This is a genomic window from Streptomyces fuscichromogenes (assembly GCF_014645815.1).
In the GTDB taxonomy this organism is placed as follows: domain Bacteria; phylum Actinomycetota; class Actinomycetes; order Streptomycetales; family Streptomycetaceae; genus Streptomyces; species Streptomyces fuscichromogenes.
The window spans coordinates 89329-108075 of sequence record NZ_BMML01000009.1 but is presented as its reverse complement, the minus strand read 5'-3'; the positions used below and the strand labels follow the sequence as shown (position 1 = coordinate 108075).

Annotated in this window: 14 protein-coding genes; 8 read left to right on the top strand and 6 right to left on the bottom strand. The window is 72.2% G+C overall.

The window, feature by feature from the left end:
* Window positions 1–38: 38 nt before the first annotated feature.
* The gene (locus tag IEZ11_RS20935; RefSeq protein ID WP_189264344.1) at window positions 39–470 is read right to left on the bottom strand and encodes a Zn-ribbon domain-containing OB-fold protein; all 432 of its coding nucleotides are present in this window, start codon (window positions 468–470) and stop codon (window positions 39–41) included.
* A 179-nt stretch (window positions 471–649) separates the two neighbouring features.
* On the opposite strand from IEZ11_RS20935, the gene IEZ11_RS20930 reads away from it, so the two are divergent.
* The 6 genes from IEZ11_RS20930 (at window position 650) to IEZ11_RS20905 (ending at window position 9314) form a co-directional block, all read left to right on the top strand.
* On the top strand, window positions 650–2284 hold the full coding sequence (locus tag IEZ11_RS20930) for a subtype B tannase (protein WP_229713238.1): 1635 nt from the start codon (window positions 650–652) through the stop codon (window positions 2282–2284).
* A 311-nt stretch (window positions 2285–2595) separates the two neighbouring features.
* A complete protein-coding gene (locus IEZ11_RS20925) occupies window positions 2596–3753 on the top strand; it encodes a flavin-containing monooxygenase (RefSeq protein WP_189264343.1) in 1158 nt (385 codons plus the stop codon).
* A gap of 216 nt (window positions 3754–3969) precedes the next feature.
* A complete protein-coding gene (locus IEZ11_RS20920) occupies window positions 3970–5469 on the top strand; it encodes a flavin monoamine oxidase family protein (protein ID WP_189264342.1) in 1500 nt (499 codons plus the stop codon).
* A 143-nt stretch (window positions 5470–5612) separates the two neighbouring features.
* The gene (locus IEZ11_RS20915) at window positions 5613–7841 is read left to right on the top strand and encodes an acetate--CoA ligase family protein (RefSeq protein ID WP_189264341.1); all 2229 of its coding nucleotides are present in this window, start codon (window positions 5613–5615) and stop codon (window positions 7839–7841) included.
* Window positions 7841–8629 (top strand): enoyl-CoA hydratase/isomerase family protein, encoded by a 789-nt coding sequence (locus IEZ11_RS20910; protein ID WP_189264340.1) that lies wholly within the window; start codon window positions 7841–7843, stop codon window positions 8627–8629. Before IEZ11_RS20915 ends, IEZ11_RS20910 begins: the two co-directional genes overlap by 1 nt.
* Before the next feature lie 85 nt (window positions 8630–8714).
* On the top strand, window positions 8715–9314 hold the full coding sequence (locus IEZ11_RS20905; protein WP_189264339.1) for a flavin reductase family protein: 600 nt from the start codon (window positions 8715–8717) through the stop codon (window positions 9312–9314).
* On the opposite strand, the gene IEZ11_RS20900 is transcribed toward IEZ11_RS20905, so the two are convergent.
* Both IEZ11_RS20900 and IEZ11_RS20895 read right to left on the bottom strand, forming a co-directional pair.
* Window positions 9311–11317, bottom strand: a complete 2007-nt coding sequence (locus IEZ11_RS20900) for a hypothetical protein (RefSeq protein ID WP_229713237.1) — start codon at window positions 11315–11317, stop codon at window positions 9311–9313. The two genes, IEZ11_RS20905 and IEZ11_RS20900, sit on opposite strands and share 4 nt — an antisense overlap.
* A gap of 210 nt (window positions 11318–11527) precedes the next feature.
* Window positions 11528–12865: an MFS transporter gene (locus IEZ11_RS20895; protein WP_373294948.1), complete on the bottom strand. Its 1338-nt coding sequence runs from the start codon at window positions 12863–12865 to the stop codon at window positions 11528–11530.
* 71 nt (window positions 12866–12936) lie between these two features.
* On the opposite strand from IEZ11_RS20895, the gene IEZ11_RS20890 reads away from it, so the two are divergent.
* Window positions 12937–13989: a GlxA family transcriptional regulator gene (locus IEZ11_RS20890; protein WP_189264337.1), complete on the top strand. Its 1053-nt coding sequence runs from the start codon at window positions 12937–12939 to the stop codon at window positions 13987–13989.
* Here the strand turns inward: IEZ11_RS20890 and IEZ11_RS20885 are convergent.
* From IEZ11_RS20885 to IEZ11_RS20875, 3 genes are all read right to left on the bottom strand, one after another.
* Window positions 13979–15028: a Zn-dependent alcohol dehydrogenase gene (locus IEZ11_RS20885; RefSeq protein ID WP_189264336.1), complete on the bottom strand. Its 1050-nt coding sequence runs from the start codon at window positions 15026–15028 to the stop codon at window positions 13979–13981. The genes IEZ11_RS20890 and IEZ11_RS20885 overlap by 11 nt on opposite strands.
* On the bottom strand, window positions 15028–16182 hold the full coding sequence (locus IEZ11_RS20880) for an acyl-CoA dehydrogenase family protein (protein ID WP_189264335.1): 1155 nt from the start codon (window positions 16180–16182) through the stop codon (window positions 15028–15030). Before IEZ11_RS20880 ends, IEZ11_RS20885 begins: the two co-directional genes overlap by 1 nt.
* 354 nt (window positions 16183–16536) lie before the next feature.
* Window positions 16537–17451, bottom strand: coding sequence for an SDR family NAD(P)-dependent oxidoreductase (locus tag IEZ11_RS20875; protein WP_189264334.1), 915 nt, complete (start codon window positions 17449–17451; stop codon window positions 16537–16539).
* Between the two features lie 86 nt (window positions 17452–17537).
* Between IEZ11_RS20875 and IEZ11_RS20870 the strand changes: the two genes are divergently transcribed.
* Complete coding sequence (locus tag IEZ11_RS20870; protein WP_189264333.1) at window positions 17538–18473, top strand: cyclase family protein; 936 nt, start codon at window positions 17538–17540, stop codon at window positions 18471–18473.
* Window positions 18474–18747 lie beyond the last annotated feature (274 nt).

Sequence of the window (18747 nt, the reverse complement as noted above, 5' to 3'; positions counted from 1 at the left end):
GTCCGGACGGAGTCGGTGTTCGCCCGGTCCGGTCGGACTCAGTGCGCCGGTGCGGGGCGGAAGACCGGGACGCCCTCGCGGAAGGCGGCCTCCAGTTCCAGCCCGGCGCGCAGGGTCTCCGGGTCGGCGGACACCAGTTCCGTCATCATGCGCGGGCCCTCCGCGAGGTCGACCACGGCGGGCAGGTAGGGGACGCGGTCACCGAACGGCGGGAGGTCGTTGCGGTGGACGACGGACCAGGTGTACAGGGTCGCGCGGCCGGTGGCCCGCTCCCAGGTGACGTCCTCGCTCCAGCAGTGCGGGCAGAACTCCCGGGGGTAGTGGTGGGCCCGGCCGCAGGAGCCGCAGCGGCGGAGCAGCAGCCGGCCCTCGGCGGCCGCCTCCCAGTAGGGGCGGGTGAAGGCGTCCGGTTCGGGGCGGTCGTAGCGCGGGGACGGTGTGCGTATCGCGTCGGAACTCGTCGCATCCATGAATCTGACGTTACGTCAGAACCTGAAGCGTGGCCTAGACCCGGTTGAGCAAGGCCTGTGCGTTTCCCATGGCCCTGTGGGTCCCCCATGAGATCCCGGGAAATTGTTGACGATTTTGTCGGATCGACATTACGTTCGCAGCCGCAAGGCCAAGGCGTCCGGATACGAGGAGCAGCAAGGTGAAGCACAGGTCAGTGAAGCGCAGGACCGTGGTCCTGGGGATCGGCGCCACGGCCGGTGTCGCGGCAGTCGGCGGTATCGCGCTCAGCGCGCAGGCGTCGAGCGGCGCCTCCTCCTCGGACTCCCTGAAGTTCGACCCGGACGGCTTCTCGAAGCTGACGACGACGATCACGGACACCGAGGGCACCGAGCACGAGGTGACGTACCACTTCTGGAAGGCGATCACCTACGTCGCCGACCCGGTGGACGCCACCTACCAGTCCCTGATCGTCAGCGCCCCGGTCGAGATCGACGGCACGACGGTCGACCCGACGCACGCCCCGATCCTGCTCGCCAACTCGATCGGCGGCTACATGCCCGCCTCGGTGGCCGACGCCACCGAGGTCGGCGGCGGCGGTTCGGCGGCGGGCGGCACACCGCCGAGCGGTGCGGCCCCGAGCGGCGCGGCGCCCAGCTCCTCCAGCAGCGCGGCCTCCAACGCCAACGGCAACACCAACGCCACCGGCGGCGCCACCTCCAGCAACCAGCTCCTCGCGCTGGCCGCCGGGTACGTCGTGATCGAGCCGGGCGCCCGCGGCCGTACCCTCAAGAACTCCGACGGCGAGTACTACGGCACCGCCCCCGCCGCGATCGTCGACCTCAAGGCAGCCGTCCGGTACATCAGGGCGAACAAGGGCCTGATCCCCGGCGATGTGGAGCGCATCGTCTCCGCCGGCACGAGCGCGGGCGGCGCCCTGTCCTCGCTGCTCGGCGCGTCCGGCGACAGCCCGATCTACGACAGGTACCTGAAGGAGCTCGGCGCGGCCGACGCCTCGGACGCGATCTTCGCGGTCGGCGCCTGGTGCCCGATCACCGACCTGGAGCACGCCGACGGCGCCTACGAGTGGAACTGGGGCACCAACGACCTCGCCACCGGCAAGCAGGTCGACCAGAGTGTCTCCAAGGACCTGAAGGCTCAGTTCGCCGAGTACCAGGCGGGTCTGAAACTGCGCGGCCTGAACCGCTTCGGCCCGCTGACCGCCCGCAACTACGACGACTACCTGGTCGAGCAGTACCTCCAGCCGTCGGCCACCGAGTACCTCGCCGCGCTCTCGGACTCGGACCGCGAGACGTACCTGGCGAAGAACACCTTCATCACCTGGTCCGGCGGCAGGGCCACCTTCTCCTGGGACGACTTCCTGACCCACGTCGGCGCCCGGAAGAAGGACACCCCGGCCTTCGACGCCTTCGACCTGTCGGCCGGCGAGAACAATGAATTCGGAGCGGGTACGAACGAGACCCGCCACTTCACGGCTTACGGCGCGAAGAATGACTCCACCGGACTCGGCACCAAGCGAGTCGCCGCCGACATCCCCGAGAAGCTGAACCTGATGAACCCGATGTTCCACCTGGTGGAGAAGGTCAACGACCGCCGCTCCAAGCACTGGTGGATCCGCCTCGGCACCAGCGACTCCGACACCTCGCACGTCATCTCCGCGAACCTGGCGGCCCGCCTGGACAACCTCGGCGACGACGTCAACCACCTCTACTACTGGGACCAGGGCCATGGCGCCAACACCGACCCGGGCGACTTCATCACCTGGATCGCCACGGTGACGGGCTACGGCAAGGGCAAGAAGGGCAAGCGGAATTAACAGGCCACCGCGGAAGTAAGAAGCTCTCACAATCGTGATGGCGTTCTCGAAGCCGCGATAGCCTCCCCGAACGCGGTGGCCTTTTCCCGTCTGTCTAGGCCACCGCCCACCCGTGACGTCGGGCTCCAGCGCACCGGGGCCCGACGTCACGGGCCTTTCTGCTTTCCGGACCGGTTTCCGGCCGGTTTCCGGCAGATGAGGTGGGCTACGTCACAAGTCCCACCCACTTCTCCTACGTGTGTGATCAATCCGCAACCAATTCCGGTCTTGACCGAGACCCATCAACGTGAAGCGTGATTACGCTCGCGCTCATGGCCGTGTTCTCCCCCACCGTTACGCCCGTCTACGTCATCGGCGCCGGCCCCGGAGGTCTCGCCGTCGCGTACGCGCTGCGGGCCCGGGGCGTCCGCGCCGTGATCCTGGAGAAGTCCGACGACGTCGGCGCCTCCTGGCGCCGCCACTACGACCGTCTCCACCTGCACACCACCCGGCGGCTCTCCGCGCTTCCCGGGCTGCCCATGCCGCGCCGCTTCGGCCGCTGGGTCTCCCGCGACGACGTGGTGCGCTATCTGGAGAAGTACGCCGAGCACCACGAGCTGGAGATCGTCACCGGCGTCGAGGTGTCCCGCGTGGAGCGCTCGCCCGACGGCGAGGGCTGGCTGGTGCACGCCTCCGGCGGGCGTGAGCTGACCGGCTCCGCGGTGGTGGTCGCCACCGGCTTCAACCACACCCCGCGCATCCCCGACTGGCCGGGCCGGGACGGCTTCGGCGGCGAGTTCCTGCACGCGGGCGCCTACCGCAACGCCGAGCCCTTCGCCGGCCGGGACGTCCTCGTCGTGGGCATCGGCAACACCGGCGCCGAGATAGCCGTCGACCTCACCGAGGGCGGCGCCTCGCGGGTGCGGCTGGCCGTCCGCACGGTCCCGCACATCGTGCGCAGATCCACCGCCGGCTGGGCCGCCCAGTACAACTCGATCCTGGTACGACGGCTCCCCACGGCCCTCGTCGACCGGCTGGCCCGCACCATGGCCAAGGTCAGCGTGCCCGACCTGGCCGCCCAGGGCCTGCCCCGCCCCGGCACCGGCCTCTACAGCCGGGTGAAGCAGGGTTCCATCCCGGTCCTGGACGTCGGCCTCATCGACGCGGTGCGCCAGGGGAAGGTGGAGATCGTGGCCACCGTCGACGGTTTCGAGGACGGCAAGGTCGTCCTCGCCGACGGCACCCGCGTCTCCCCCGACGCGGTGATCGCCGCGACCGGCTACAGCCGCGCCCTGGAGGGCCTGGTCGGCCACCTCGACGTCCTCGACGACCGTGGCCGCCCCCGCGCCCACGGCCCCCGCACCCCCAAGAACGCCCAGGGTCTCTACTTCACCGGCTACACCAACCCCATCAGCGGCAACTTCCGCGAGATGGCCATCGACGCGGAGAAGATCGCGAAGGCGGTCGCCAAGCGACAGCGGGTCGCGTAGGCCGGGCCCCTGCGGCCCCTCCCAGGCACCTCGGGGCCGCCTCCCGAAGGCCGTAGCCAACCTCAACCTCCTTGCACAGTGCTCCCGTTGCCCATGTGACGCATGCGACGGGAGCTGTTTGTTACCGGCGGTAGCATCGCGCGCGTGCCCGGACCAGAATGTGAGCCCTGCTCAACTTTCCGGCTCCACCCCTCTCGCTCAGCACGGAGGACGCACGTGGCACGTGAAAGACAGCACTCCCCCCGGCTCTCCCGGCGCTCCCTGCTCGGCGGTGCCGCCGCCGGGGCCGTCGGCCTCACCGCGGTCTCCGCGGGCACGGCCTCGGCAGCCGCCTCCCGCACCGTCGACGTCGCGATCGTCGGCGGCGGCATCGCCGGCCTCACCGCCGCCCGCGACCTGGTGGCAGGGGGCAGGACCGTCGCCGTCCTGGAGGCCCGGGACCGGGTCGGCGGCCGGGTGGTGAACCTGAAGCTGGCCAACGGCGGTTTCACCGAGGGCGGCGGCGAGTTCATCGGCCCCACCCAGAACCGCATCAAGGCCCTCGCCGACTCCCTGGGCGTGGCCACCTTCACCACCTACAACACGGGGAACAACCTCCTCTACAAGGACGGCAAGCGCACCCCGTACGACACCAGCGGCCTGCTCGGCTCGGTCCCGCCGGTGGACGCGGCCGGCCTCGCCAACGCGGCGATCGTGCAGTCCGAACTGGACAGCATGGCCGCGACGGTCCCGGTCGACACCCCGTGGACCGCCGCCAAGGCCGCCGAGTGGGACAAGCAGACCTTCGAGAGCTGGCTGAACGCCAACGCGATCGTGCCCTCCGCCAAGTTCCTGCTGGACCTGGCCTGCACGTCGATCTTCTCGGCCCAGCCCCGCGAACTCTCCCTGCTCTACGTCCTCTACTACATCGCCGCCGCGGGCGACGAGTCCCACGCCGGCACCCTGGAACGCCTCACCGACACCGCGGGCGGCGCCCAGGAGTCCCGGTTCGTCGGCGGCTCCCAGCAGGTCCCGATCAAGCTCGCCGCGACCCTCGGCGACCGGGTGGTGCTGAGCGCCCCGGTGCGCTCCATCGCCAGGTCCGGGAGCGCGTACGTCGTCACGGCCGACGGCATCACGGTCAACGCGACCCGGGTGGTCGTCGCCCTGCCGCCCCCGCTGGCCGCCCGCATCAGCTACGACCCGCTGCTGCCGGCCGCCCGCGACCAGCTCACCCAGCGGATGCCGATGGGCTCGATCGGCAAGGCCATCGCCGTCTACGACACCCCGTTCTGGCGGGCCGACGGCCTCAACGGGCAGGCCGTCAGCGACTCCGGCGTGGTCCGCTCGACCTTCGACAACTCCCCGCCGGACGCCTCCTACGGCGCGCTGATGGGCTTCATCGAGGCCGACGAGATCCGGGCGTACGACGCGGCGAGCGAGGCCGACGTCAAGACCGCCGTTCTGGCCGACTACGCCAACTACTTCGGCGACAAGGCCAAATCACCCACCTCCTTCGTGCTCCAGCGCTGGGACAATGAGGGCTTCTCGCGGGGTGGCCCGGTGGCCTACGCGCCGCCGGGTGTGCTGACCGAGTACGGGGCCGCGCTGCGGCAGCCGGCGGGCGGCATCCACTGGGCCGGGACGGAGACGTCGACGTTCTGGACCGGGTACATGGACGGAGCGGTGCGGTCGGGCGAGCGGGTCGCGAAGGAGGTGCTGGCCGCCCTCGGGTGAGCCGGAGCGGTACGGGCGCCACCGCTTCGGGCTTCAACTTCCTGCTCCAACTTTGCGTGCAGACCAGTTCCTGACGCAGTGTCAGTTCAGTAATCTGACACTGCGTCAGTTAATTGTGCTGTCACACAGGAGCGGGCGGAACGATGCTTGGATCAACCCACGGCACCCTCACCACCGACTCCCGCCGGGCCCGGGTCATCGCCTGCGGTGAGCAGCGTCCCGGGCCGGCCGTCCACGGCCGCGCGGCCGACGCGGACGAGCTGGACGTCAGCGGACGGCCGCTGTACGCGGACGTTCCGGATCTGGACAGGTTCTTCCGCCCCGAGTCCGTCGCCGTGATCGGCGCCTCGGACACCGAGGGGCGGCCCAACACCGGCATCACCCGGCAGCTGCTCGACTGGGCCGGGCGGGTCGGGGCCCGGGTGCACCCGGTGCATCCGACCCGCCCGTCGGTCTTCGGCATCTCCTGCGTGCCCTCCGTCGCCGACTTGCCCGAACAGGTCGACCTCGCGGTCCTGCTGGTCGCCGACCCGCTGCCGGTGATCGAGGAACTGGCCGAGGCCAAGGTGAAGTTCGCGGTGGCCTTCGCCTCCGGGTTCGCGGAGACCGGCGAGGAGGGCGCGGCGGCCCAGACCCGGCTGACGGCGGCCGTACGGCGGTCCGGGCTCCGGCTGCTCGGCCCGAACACCAACCTGAACGCCTTCGAGCGCTTCCGCGAGGACCTGGACGGCCCGGCGATCGCCCTGATCACCCAGTCGGGACACCAGGGCCGGCCGGTCTTCGCCGCGCAGGAACTCGGCATCCGGCTCTCGCACTGGGCGCCGACCGGCAACGAGGCCGACCTGGAGACCGCCGACTTCATCTCCTACTTCGCCGAGCTCCCCGAGGTGGGCGCCATCGCCTGCTACGTCGAGGGGCTCAAGGACGGCCGCGCCTTCCTGCTCGCCGCCGACCGCGCGGCCCGCCGCGGGGTGCCCGTGGTCGCCGTGAAGGTCGGCCGCACCGAGGCCGGCGCCCGCACCGCCGCCTCCCACACCGGCAAGCTGACCGGCGCGGACGACGTGGTCGACGCGGCGCTGCGGCAGTACGGCGTGATCCGCGTCGACGGCCTGGACGAACTCCAGGACACCGCCGCCCTGCTGGCGCGGGCCCGCGCGCCGCGCGCCGACGGGGTCGTCGTCTACTCGATCTCGGGCGGCACCGGCGCCCACGTCGCCGACCTGGCCGCCGGCCTGGGGCTGAAGCTGCCGGTGCTGTCCGAGGCCCGGCAGGCCGAGCTGCACCAGTGGATACCGGAGTACCTGAGCGTGGCCAACCCGGTCGACAACGGCGGTCACCCGGTGGGCGACTGGCGCGGCCGGAAGATCATCGACTCGATCCTCGCCGACCCCGAGGTCGGGGTGCTGATCTGCCCGATCACCGGCCCCTTCCCGCCGCTCAGCGACCGGCTCGTCCAGGACCTCGTGGCGGCGGCCGAGGCGACCGACAAGCTGGTGTGCGTGGTGTGGGGCTCGCCGGTCGGCACCGAGGCCGCCTACCGCGAGGTCCTGCTCGGCTCCTCCCGGGTGGCCACCTTCCGCACGGTCGGCAACTGTCTCACCGCCGTCCGCGCCTACCTCGACCACCACCGCTTCGTCAGCGGCTACCGCTCCCCCTTCGACGAGGCCCCGCGCACCCCCTCGCCCTCCTACCGCAAGGCGCTCGCGCTGATGCGGCCCGGACAGCAGCTGAGCGAGCACGCGGCGAAGCAGCTGCTGCGCGCGTACGGCATCCGGGTGCCGCGCGAGCAGCTGGTGACCAGCGCGGCGGCGGCCGTGCGCGCAGCCGGGCTGGTCGGCTACCCGGTGGTGATGAAGGCGTCCGGCGGCCAGATCGCCCACAAGACGGAGCTGGGCCTGGTGAAGATCGGGCTGACCTCGGCCAGCCAGGTCCGGGACGCGTACCGCGACCTGACCGACATCGCGCGCTACGAGGGGGTCGCCCTGGACGGCGTCCTGGTCTGCCAGATGGTGGAGCGGGGCGTGGAGATGGTGGTCGGGGTCAGCCACGACGACCTGTTCGGGCCGACCGTGACGGTGGGGCTCGGCGGGGTCCTGGTCGAGGTGCTGCACGACGCGGCCGTGCGGGTGCCGCCGTTCGGCGAGGACCAGGCCCGGGACATGCTCGCGGAACTGCGCGGACGGGCCCTGCTGGACGGGGTCCGGGGCCGGCCGCCGGCCGATCTGGACGCGCTGGTGGAAGTGGTCCTGCGGGTCCAGCGGATGGCCCTGGAGCTCGGCGACCGGCTCGCCGAACTCGACATCAACCCGCTGATGGTGCTGGAGCAGGGCCAGGGCGCGGTGGCGCTGGACGCGCTGGCGGTGTGCCGCTGATGGACACCACCGTCCGGTACGTGACGGCGGAGCGGGTCGCGCACCTCACCCTCGACCGCCCCGACGCCCTCAACGCCATCGCCCCCGACCAGCGGGAGCGGATCATCTGCCATCTCGCGGAGGCCTCCGCGGACCCGGAGACCGGCGCGGTGATCATCACGGGCACCGGCCGCGGCTTCTGCGCGGGCGCCGACCTCCGAGGCGGCGCGAGCGGCGGCGAGCGTGTTCCCGGTGACGTGGCCCGCACCATCCGGCTGGGTGCCCAGCGGCTCGTCGCCGCCGTCCTGGACTGCGAGAAGCCGGTGATCGCGGCGGTCAACGGCACCGCCGCCGGCCTGGGCGTCCACCTCGCGCTCGCCTGCGACCTGGTGCTGGCCGCCGAATCGGCCCGCTTCATCGAGGTGTTCGTCCGCCGCGGCCTGGTCCCCGACGGCGGCGGCGCCTACCTCCTGCCCCGTCTGATCGGCCCGCACCGCGCCAAGGAGCTGATGTTCTTCGGCGACGCCCTGTCCGCCCCGGAGGCCGAACGCCTCGGCCTGGTCAACCGGGTCGTGCCGGACGCGGACCTGCCCAGGACGGCCCGTGACTGGGCCGCCCGCCTGGCCACCGGCCCCACCCGTGCCCTCGCGCTGACCAAGCAGCTGGTCAACGCGTCCCTGGACAGCGACCGGGCGGCCGCCTTCGCCGCCGAGGCCACCGCCCAGGAGATCAACATGACGACCCGGGACGCCCAGGACGGCGTACGGGCCTTCGTGGAGCGCAGAACCCCCGATTTCCGGGGCCGGTGAGGGCGTTGCCGGACCGACGGCAGCGCCACCCGGGGCGGCCGCACCCCTTCCCATCTGACGGCCCGTCACTTTCAATGGAGGGGTGATGGGACATGCGGGGGCGGCCGCTGCGGCCGTCCGTTATCTGAGGTCGGTTCCCGCGGCGGAGCCCGAGGCGGAGCCGGGGCGCCCGGTGTTGCGGTGCGTGCGCGCGGACGAGCGGGCGCCGGTCGACCAGACGGAGTTCCGGCGGGTGCTCGGGAACTTCGCGACCGGGGTGACCGTGATCACCGCGCCGGCCGCCGAGGGCGAGCCCTCCCCCGCCGGTTTCGCCTGCCAGTCCTTCTCCTCCCTCTCCCTCGATCCGCCCCTGGTCTGTTTCATGGTCGGCCGTACGTCGGCCACCTGGCCGCGCATCGCCCGCGCCGGCGTGTTCTGCGTGAACGTACTGGGCGCGCACCAGGGCCAGTTGTGCCGCGGGTTCGCGGTGAGCGGGGCGGACAAGTTCGCCGGGGTCGGGTACGACGCGGCACCCGTGTCCGGCTCGCCGCGTCTCACGGGCGCCGCGGCCTGGGCCGACTGCACGATCCACGCGGTGCACACCGGCGGTGACCATCTGATCGTGGTGGGCCGGGTGGACGCGCTCGGCGCGAGCGCCGCCGACGACGTCGCGCCACTGCTGTTCCACAAGGGACGGTTCCTCTAGGTCCGCTGCGGCGCCGTCGCGGGGACTTCCTGCCGCGCCTCCGTCGCGGCCTCGGCCCGTTCCGCCTCCCCCTTCGCGGCCAGGGCGTTGGCGGCGGAGTTGAAGCGCTCCATGGAGGTGGGGCGGTCGGGGCCCAGGACGTACTCCTTCAGGGTGCGGCGGGCGGCGGCCATCGGGTCGGTGCGCGGAGCGCGGACCGAGTCGAGGATCTCCGGGAGGCGGTCGCACGCGCGGTCGAGGAGGTAGGCGCCGCCCGCGGTGGTGTAGGCGGCCCGGAACTCGTCGTCGGGCAGGTCGTGCGCGTTGGTGAGGACGTACGGCTTGAGGCTGGCCACGAAGTCGGCGACCACCGAGGAGACGTCGCTGATGAGGATGTCCGCCTGGTTGAAGCACTCGTAGAGGTGCGGCAGCTGCCTGAGGATCACGTGGTGGCGGACGGCGCCCCGGCTCTCCCAGAAGATCCGGTGCCACTCGGCGTGCAGGTCCTGCCACTCGGCCGCCCCGGCGCGGTCGGGAACCCGGGCCTCGCGCACCTGCTCGGCGTCGTCGCCGCCGTGCCGGCCGGTCAGTTCGTCGAGGCGGGCCTGGATCTCCCGCAGCCGGGGCCGGGCGGCGGCGACCGCGGCCTCCGCCGCCGCGGGGTCGCGCCGCTCGTTGTCGGCGCGCAGCAGCTCGCGGATCGCCTTGTCGGCGGCCGCCGCCTCGGCCGAACGCCTGCCGGTGAGCGGGTGCGGCTTGTAGACGATCCGTACGTTCTCCGCCAGGAGCCTCTCGACGAGGGTCACGCCCATCGGGATCAGGGAGGTGTGGCAGTCGTCGTCGCTCCAGCCCTCCCAGGTGGGCGCGTACAGGACGACGGGCAGCGGGCCGGGGACGTGCTCGGCGTGCAGGCGGATCGGGGACAGCTGCGGGCGGCCCACCTCCACGATCGCGCTGTCGCTGATGGCGTGCCGCACCCGCTGGTAGCGGTCCCGGCCCGCGCGACCGGCCACCCAGATCTCGTCGTACACCTTGCTGACCCGGTTGCTGCTGGCGAACTTGTCGCTGTCGCCGTGCCCGATGAAGACGTGCTTGGCCTCGGCCACGCGGAGCATGTGCACGTTCTTGCCCGCGTTGCCGGGATACAGCACGACCCGGACGCCGGACAGTTCGAGCTCGGCCAGGTCGTCGGCCTTCGGTACGCAGACCACCGGGATCCAGGTGCGGCTCAGGTGGCGGAACGAGGCACCTTCCCGAAGGATGATCACCGGACGCAGGTCGAGCCGCTCCAGCGTCTCGATCCACATGTCGACCTGGTACATGAAGTCGCGGGAGACGGCCGCGAAGCTGAAGTAGAGCGCCACCTCCGGCCGGTATCGCTCCAGTTGGCGGTTGACCGCGGCGAACACCTCGTCCCGTGCGGGCATCTGACGCGTTCTGCGGTACTGGCCCAGGACCGCGAGGACAGCCGCCACGGTCAGGGCGGCGGTGAGCGCGAGGCCCGCCCAGGCCGGCTCCCAGGTGCCCGCGACGAGCGCGGCGAGCAGCCCGGCGTGGGCCGGCAGGTCCAGGTGGAGGAGCTTGCGCAGATGGCGTCTGTACAGCAGGGCGGGCGGCTGCCGCGGTATCGGCAGCTCGCCCAGGTCGAGGTTGCGCACCACCAGCGGCAGCACCCGGCGCCGGCGGACGGCGTGGTGCACCGCCGTGTACAGCATCATCAGCGCGAAGTGACCGCTGAGGACGGCGAGGGCGGTGACCAGCACCACGCCCGGCGCGTCCATCCGGCTGGCCAGCGCCAGCAGCATCACCGTACGGACCGCGAACCGCATGGTGCGGTCGAGATGCAGCGCCGCCAGCCGGCGCACGAAGGCCGGAGCGCGCACATGCAGTACCTCGTCCGCCGCGTACGTCACGGCCGCGGCCGCCACGAAACCCCACAGGGACGGCAGCAGGGCCAACACCGGCAGCGCGACGAAACCGACGCCGAGCAGGAGCACGAGGAGCAGGTCGATCGTCCCGCGCACACGGAGGACTCCACACAACCGACGGATCATCATGGGCAGGTCTTCCCCCTTACGAGACCGTCCACCCGGACAGGCGAACTGGTGTGTTCGCCGGTTCGACCCGGAAAGCAAGGAAAGAGTTGTACACCTGACTCACATGAAAAATTAACCTTTCGTTCGACCCGGTGGCGCGCCCGGTGCGAACGGTGCCCGCGAACGGCGCCGTAGCCGTCAGGCCGCCGCGGGGAGCACGGGGGCGCCCGCGGCGGGCCGACGGCGGATCAGCAGGGCCATCAGGGCCGCCGCCGCGCACAGCGTGCCGGAGGCGTACCAGACCATGTCGTAGCTGCCGAAGGCGTCGCGGGCGACGCCGCCGAGGAAGGCGACGAGGGCCGCGCCGATCTGGTGGGAGGCGAGGACCCAGCCGAAGACGATGGCGCTGTCGTCGCCGTACCGCTCCCGGCACAGGGCGAGGGTGGGCGGGACGGTGGCGACCCAGTCGAGGCCGTAGAAGATGATGAAGAAGATCATCGAGGGGTGCACCGTCGGCCCCAGCAGCATCGGCAGGAACAGCAGGGAGACACCGCGCAGGGCGTAGTAGACGGCGAGCAGGCGGCGCGGTTCGAAGCGGTCGGTGAACCAGCCGGAGGCGATCGTGCCGACCACGTCGAAGACGCCGATCACGGCGAGCAGCGAGGCCGCCGTGGTGACCGGCAGGCCGTGGTCGTGGGCGGCGGGCACGAAGTGGGTCTGCACCAGGCCGTTGGTGGACGCCCCGCAGATCGCGAAGGTGCCCGCGAGCAGCCAGAAGGGCCCGGTGCGGACGGCGGAGAGCAGGACCCCGACCGTCCGGCGGGCCGCCCCGGTCACCGGCGGCGGCTTCGGTACGAACTCGTCCGCGCCGTACGGCTTCTGGGCCACGTCGGCCGGGTGGTCGCGCAGCAGCAGCCAGACGAAGGGGACGACCGCGAGGGCGGCGAGGGCGACGGTGACGGCGGCCGGGCGCCAGTCGTAGCTCTCCACCATCCAGGACAGCAGCGGCAGGAAGATCAGCTGGCCGGAGGCGGAGGCGGCGGTGAGGATGCCGCTGACCAGGCCGCGCCGGGTGGTGAACCAGCGGTTGGTGACCGTGGCGGCGAAGGCGAGCGCCATCGAGCCGGACCCGAGGCCGACCAGCAGGCCCCAGCAGAGCATCAGCTGCCAGGCCGCCGTCATCCACACGGTCAGGCCCGAGCCGAGGGCGATGACGGTCAGGGCGACGGCCACCACCCGTCGTATGCCGAAACGGTCCATCAGCGCGGCCGCGAAGGGCGCGGTGAGTCCGTACAACGCGAGGTTGACGGAGACGGCGGCCCCGATCGTGCCGCGCGACCAGCCGAACTCCGCGTGCAGGGGGTCGATGAGCAGGCCGGGCAGGGAACGGAAGGCGGCGGCGCCGATGATCGTGACAAAGGTGACGGCGGCGACGAACCAGGCACGGTGGACGCGCGGTGAGCGGCTCGGCTCCGAGCCCACGGAGCCGTTCGAGTCCTCGGCGGGGGCGGCTGCGGCTGCGCTTGTCTGGGTCACGCCATAAAGCTTCGGCCAGCGGGTTCACTCCATCGAGTGGCCCGACGGACAGCATTCGCTAGGATCGGGCCATGAGCAGTGGTCCCGGCTTCCGCCCGCACCGTGTGGTCGTCCTGGCGCTCGACGGTCTGCTCCCCTTCGAGCTGGGCATCCCGCACCGGATCTTCGGCCGCCCCAAGGACACCCGCGGCCGCCACCTCTACGAGGTGGTGACCTGCTCGGTCCGCCCGCCCGGACCGGTCGACACCGACGCCGACTTCGCGATCCAGGTGCCGAACGGCCCGGAGACCCTGGCCACCGCCGACACGGTGATCATCCCGGCCTCGTACGAACTGGGCCCGGTCTTCGAGGAGGGTGTCCTCACCCCCGAGCTGGCCGCCGCGCTCGCCCACATCCGCCCCGGCACCCGGCTCGCCTCCATCTGCACGGGCGTCTACGTCCTCGCCGCCGCCGGCTACCTGGACGGCCGCCCGGCGACCACGCACTGGGCCGAGGCCGACCACCTCCAGCGGCTGTTCCCGCGGATCGAGGTGGACGCGGACGTCCTCTTCATCGACGACGGCGACATCCTCACCTCCGCCGGGGTCGCGGCCGGCATCGACCTGTGCCTGCACATGGTCCGCCGCGACCACGGCACCGCCGTCGCCAACGAGGTGGCCCGCCGTACGGTCGTCCCCCCGCACCGGGACGGCGGCCAGGCCCAGTACATCCACCGCCCGGTCCCCGACCCCCAGGTGGCCACCACCACGGCCGCCCGCGCCTGGGCGCTCGGCCGCCTCCACGAGCCCGTCCAGCTGCGCGACATGGCCGAGCAGGAGGCCATGTCGGTACGGACCTTCACGCGCCGCTTCCGCGAGGAGACCGGCATCAGCCCCGGCCAGTGGCTCACCCAGCAACGCGTCGAACGCGCCCGCCACCTCCTGGAGTCCACCGGCCTCTCCGTCGACCAGGTGGCCCGGGACGCCGGCTTCGGCACCGCCCAGTCGATGCGCCAGCACCTGCAGACGGCCCTCGGCGTCACCCCGACCGCGTACCGCCGCACCTTCCGCTCCGGGGCGAGCGGTGCCGACGACGACAGGTCCGCCACCGCCGTGGACCACCCGCCCCGCGCTCCTAGAACGTGAGCACCCCCCGCGCCACCCGTCCCGCCTCCGCGTCGGCGCGGGCCTTCTCGAAGTCCTCCACCGGGTACGTCTCGGTCACCAACTCGTCCAGCAGCAGGCTCCCTCGGCGGTACAGCCCGGCGTAGAGGGCGATGTCGTGCTGGGGCCGCGAGGAGCCGTACCGGCAGCCGAGGATGGACTTGTCGAGGAACATGGAGGCGACGGCGAAGGACGCCTCCGCGGTGGGGGCGGGCATGCCGAGGAGGACGGCCTGGCCGTGCCGGTCGAGGAGGTCGACGGCCTGCCGGACCAGTTCGACCCGGCCGACGCACTCGAAGGCGTGGTCCACCCCGGTCGGCAGCAGGTCCTTCACGCCCTCCGTCGAGGTCAGGAAGTCCGTCGCGCCGAACTGCCGGGCCGCCTCCTCCTTGGCCGGGTTGGCGTCCACCGCCACGATCCGCAGCGCGCCCGCGATCCGCGCGCCCTGGATGACGTTCAGCCCGATCCCGCCGGTGCCGATGACCAGCACGGAGTCGCCGCGGTCGACGCGGGCGCGGTTCAGCACGGCGCCCACACCGGTCAGCACCCCGCAGCCGATGAGGGCGGCCGACGTCAGGGGGATGTCCTTCGGGATCCGTACCGCCTGCACGGCCTTGACGACCGTGCGCTCCGCGAAGGCCGAGTTGCACGCGAACTGGTACACGGCCTGACCGCCGCGCGTGAACGGCTTCTGCGGGCGCCCTATGGCCTTGCGGCACATCGTGGGCCGCCCTCGGTCGCAGTCCGCGCAGGCACCGCAGTTGGCGAGCGTGGACAGGGCCACATGGTCCCCCGGCGCCACATGGGTGACACCCACACCCACCGCCTCCACCACACCCGCACCCTCATGCCCGAGCACCACGGGAACGGGGAAGGGTATGGTCCCGTCCACCACGGACAGATCGCTGTGACAGAGCCCGGCCGCCGACACCGCGACCAGCACCTCCCCCGGTCCCGGCTCCCGCACGTCCAGATCATCGACGACCTGCACCTGCTTCCCGTCGAACACCACTGCGCGCATCACGACTCGACCCCCTTCGGTTCCCTCGGCAGACCGAGCACCCGCTCGGCGATGATCGTGCGCTGGACCTGGTCCGAGCCGCCGTAGATGGTGTCGGCCCGGGAGAACAGGAACAGGTGCTGGGCGGCGTCCAGTTCGTACGGTGCGGCGGCCGACCAGCCGGCCGGGCCGACGCTCGCGGCCGCGCCCCGCACCAGCACGGCGAGCTCGCCGAGCCGCTGGTGCCAGCCGCCCCACAGCAGCTTGGCCACGCTGGGGGCGCCGGGCTCCGTGGCCGAGTTCCCCAGCGTCCGCAGGGCGTTCCACCGCATCACCCGCAACTCGGCCCACTGCCGCACCAGCCGCTCCCGTACCACGGGATCGCCGACGGCCCCGCTCTCCACGGCGTCCCGCACCACCCGCCCCAACTCCTGGGCGAACCCGATCTGCTGGGCGAGCGTGGACACCCCGCGCTCGAAGCCCAGCAGGCTCATGGCCACGCGCCACCCGTTCCCCTCACCGCCGACGACGTGCTCAAGGCGCGCGTGCGCCCCGTCGAAGAACACCTCGTTGAACTCGCTGGTGCCGGTCATCTGCCGGATGGGCCGGACCTCGACACGGCCCGGCTGGTCCATCGGCACCAGCAGGAAACTCAGCCCGTGATGCCGCCGCGAGCCCGCCTCGGTCCGCGCCAGCACGAAACACCAGTCGGCCTCGTGGGCCAGCGAGGTCCAGATCTTCTGCCCGGAGACGCGGTACCCGTCCGCCTCCCGTACGGCCACGGTCCGCACCCCGGCCAGGTCGGACCCGGCGCCGGGCTCGCTGTACCCCTGGCACCACAGCTCCTCGCCGGCGGCGACGGCCGGCAGGAACCGCGCCTTCTGCTCATCGCTGCCATGCGCGATGAGCGTCGGGGCGAACAGGTTCTCCCCGATGTGCCCGGACCGCGCCGGCGCCACCGACCGCGCGTACTCCTCGGCCCAGGCGACCTGCTGGGTGAGCGTGGCGGTCCGGTTCCCGTACCCGCCCTCGGCCCACCCGATCCCGATCCACCCGGCGGCCCCGAGCGCGCGCTCCCAGTCACGCCGGTCCACATCGGCCGTGGCGTGCGCATCGAGCCAGGCCCGGACTTCACTGCGAAACACCTCGTCCTCCGGCGCTGCGCCGAACTCCACGGTGACCTCCAGAGACTGCGTCGGGTTCAGGACCGTACGAAAACCGCCGGCCACCACCGCGATGGCCGATCGCCGTCGCGGCGGAGAGAAGAGGAGCCGGCCGTGTGGAGGGACCAGGTAGCCGGGTGAAGCGGGCGGTCCGGCGGGCCGGCCCTTTGACCGCCGGTGCAGTCAACCGACCCAGGGGCGCGGGGAACTGTGCGAGAACCCCCACGGCGCCGCACCCGCCCGCACACCACGCCCCCGGCCAAGCCCCCGAACGCCGAACCACCACAACCCCCTCAGGGGCGCGGGGAACTGCGCGAACAACCCCCACGGCGCCGCACCCGCGCATGTACCGCACCCCCCTGCCCACTAGGCGTTCGGTCGCTCCCCGGCCCGCGCCGCCGCCTCCATCGCCGCCAGCCGTGCCAGCATCGGCATCGGATCCGTCCCCACGCTCCCCGGCAGCGCCTGCGCGATCCGCTCCGGGGTCCAGCCGCCCCCTTCGGCGTACGCGGCCCGCACCTCCCTCGGCTGGGCCCACAGCGCGATCTTCGGTCCGGCCACCGTGTAGACCTGCCCGGTGACCCCGGCGTCCCGCGCCGCGTCCGACAGCAGGTAGACCACGAACGCCGCCACGTCCTCCGGCTCGCCGATCTCCGTCAGTTCCGTCGGCACGCCCGCCGACATCCGGGTCCGGGCCACCGGCGCCACCGCGTTCGCGGTCACCCCGTACTTGTCGAGGCCCAGCGCGGCGCTCCGCACCAGCGAGATGATCCCGCCCTTGGCCGCGCTGTAGTTGGCCTGCGAGACCGACCCCTGGTGGTTGCCGCTGGTGAAGCCGACGAGGGTGCCGGCGCGCTGCTTGCGCATCACCGCGGACGCCGCCCGGAACACCGTGAACGTGCCCTTGAGGTGGGTGGCGAGAACCGGGTCCCACTCCTCCTCGGCCATGTTGAACAGCATCCGCTCACGCAGGATCCCCGCCACGCACACGACCCCGTCGAGCCGCCCGTACGACGACAGCGCCACGTCCACGACCCGCTGCCCGCCCGCCATCGTGGAGATGTCGTCGGCGACCGCGACCGCGGCCCCGCCCGCCGCCTCGATCTCCTTGACGACGGCCTCGGCGACCTCGCTGGTGGGCGAGGCGCCGTCGACCGCGACGCCGTAGTCGTTGACGACGACCTTCGCCCCCTCGGCCGCCGCCGCCACCGCGACCGCCCGTCCGATACCGCGCCCCGCACCCGTCACGGCGACGACCTTGCCTGCCAAGAAGTTCCCCACGCCCGGCCCCTTCCCGCGGTTTCTGACGGACCGTTAGATTTTATGGCGCGTCTGATGTGCGGACACAAGCCCCGGGGAGGACCGAGATGTCACTGCCGACGCTTCATCCCGCGTTCCACGACATCGCCAAGCGCGTCAACAACTGGGGGCGCTGGGGAGCCGACGACGAGATCGGCACACTGAACCTGATCACCGATGACGTGGTGCGGGAGGCCGTGGCGAGCGTCAGGACCGGGCGCCGGGTGCCGCTCGCCCTCCCGCTCCGGGAGGACGGCGTACAGACCGGGATGATCCCCGGGCGGGTCAACCCGCTGCACGCCATGGTGCAGATCAACCAGGAGCTCTTCGGCCCGGGGACCGTCGCGTGCAGCGACGACGCCGTGACCATGGGACTCCAGGCCGGCACCCACTGGGACGCGCTCACCCATGTCTCGCACTCGGGGAAGCTCTACAACGGCCGCCCGGCGAGCACGGTGACCGCACACGGGGGCGCCGGGTTCGCCGGGATCGACAAGGCTCGGCACGTCGTCTCGCGCGGGGTGCTGCTGGACGTGGCACGCGCGCGTGGCGTGGACCGGCTGCCCGGCGGGCACGCGGTCACCCCGGAAGACCTCGAAGCGGCCGAGGAGTTCGCCGGGACGGCCGTCCGCGGCGGCGACGTCGTCCTCGTACGGACCGGGCAGGTGCAGGTGTACCTCGCCGGGGACAAGCACGGTTACGGCTACCCGTCGCCGGGCCTTTCGGTGCGCACCCCGGAGTGGTTCCACGCTCGCGACGTGGCCGCCGTCGCGAACGACACCCTCACGTTCGAGATCTTCCCGCCCGAGATCGAGGACCTGTGGCTGCCCGTGCACGCCCTGGATCTCGTGGAGATGGGCATGCTGCAAGGCCAGAACTGGAATCTCGAAGAGTTGTCCACAGCCTGTGGAGAAACCGGCCGGTACGCGTTCCTGCTGTCCGCGATGCCCGAGCCGTTCGTCGGCGCGACGGGCACTCCGGTCGCCCCCGTCGCCGTCCTGTGAACGCCCCCGCCGGCAGCCGGTGTCACGCCGAGACAGCGTGACACCGGCCCTCCCCCATTTCCCCCCGCGCCCGGACGGCCGCGCGCACCGGCCCGCCCCGAGCCCGGTCCCGCACGCCGCCGTCCGGCTCGACCCACACGCGGCGAGGGCGCCCGTCGTCCAGACCCTCGCCGTCCCCTCGCGGCGAATCGCAGACCTCAAGCGTGAGCACACGCTCACGAGGCGTCAACACCCGCGTGCGGTTTTGCGAGTTATGCCCCGTTTCACGATGGGT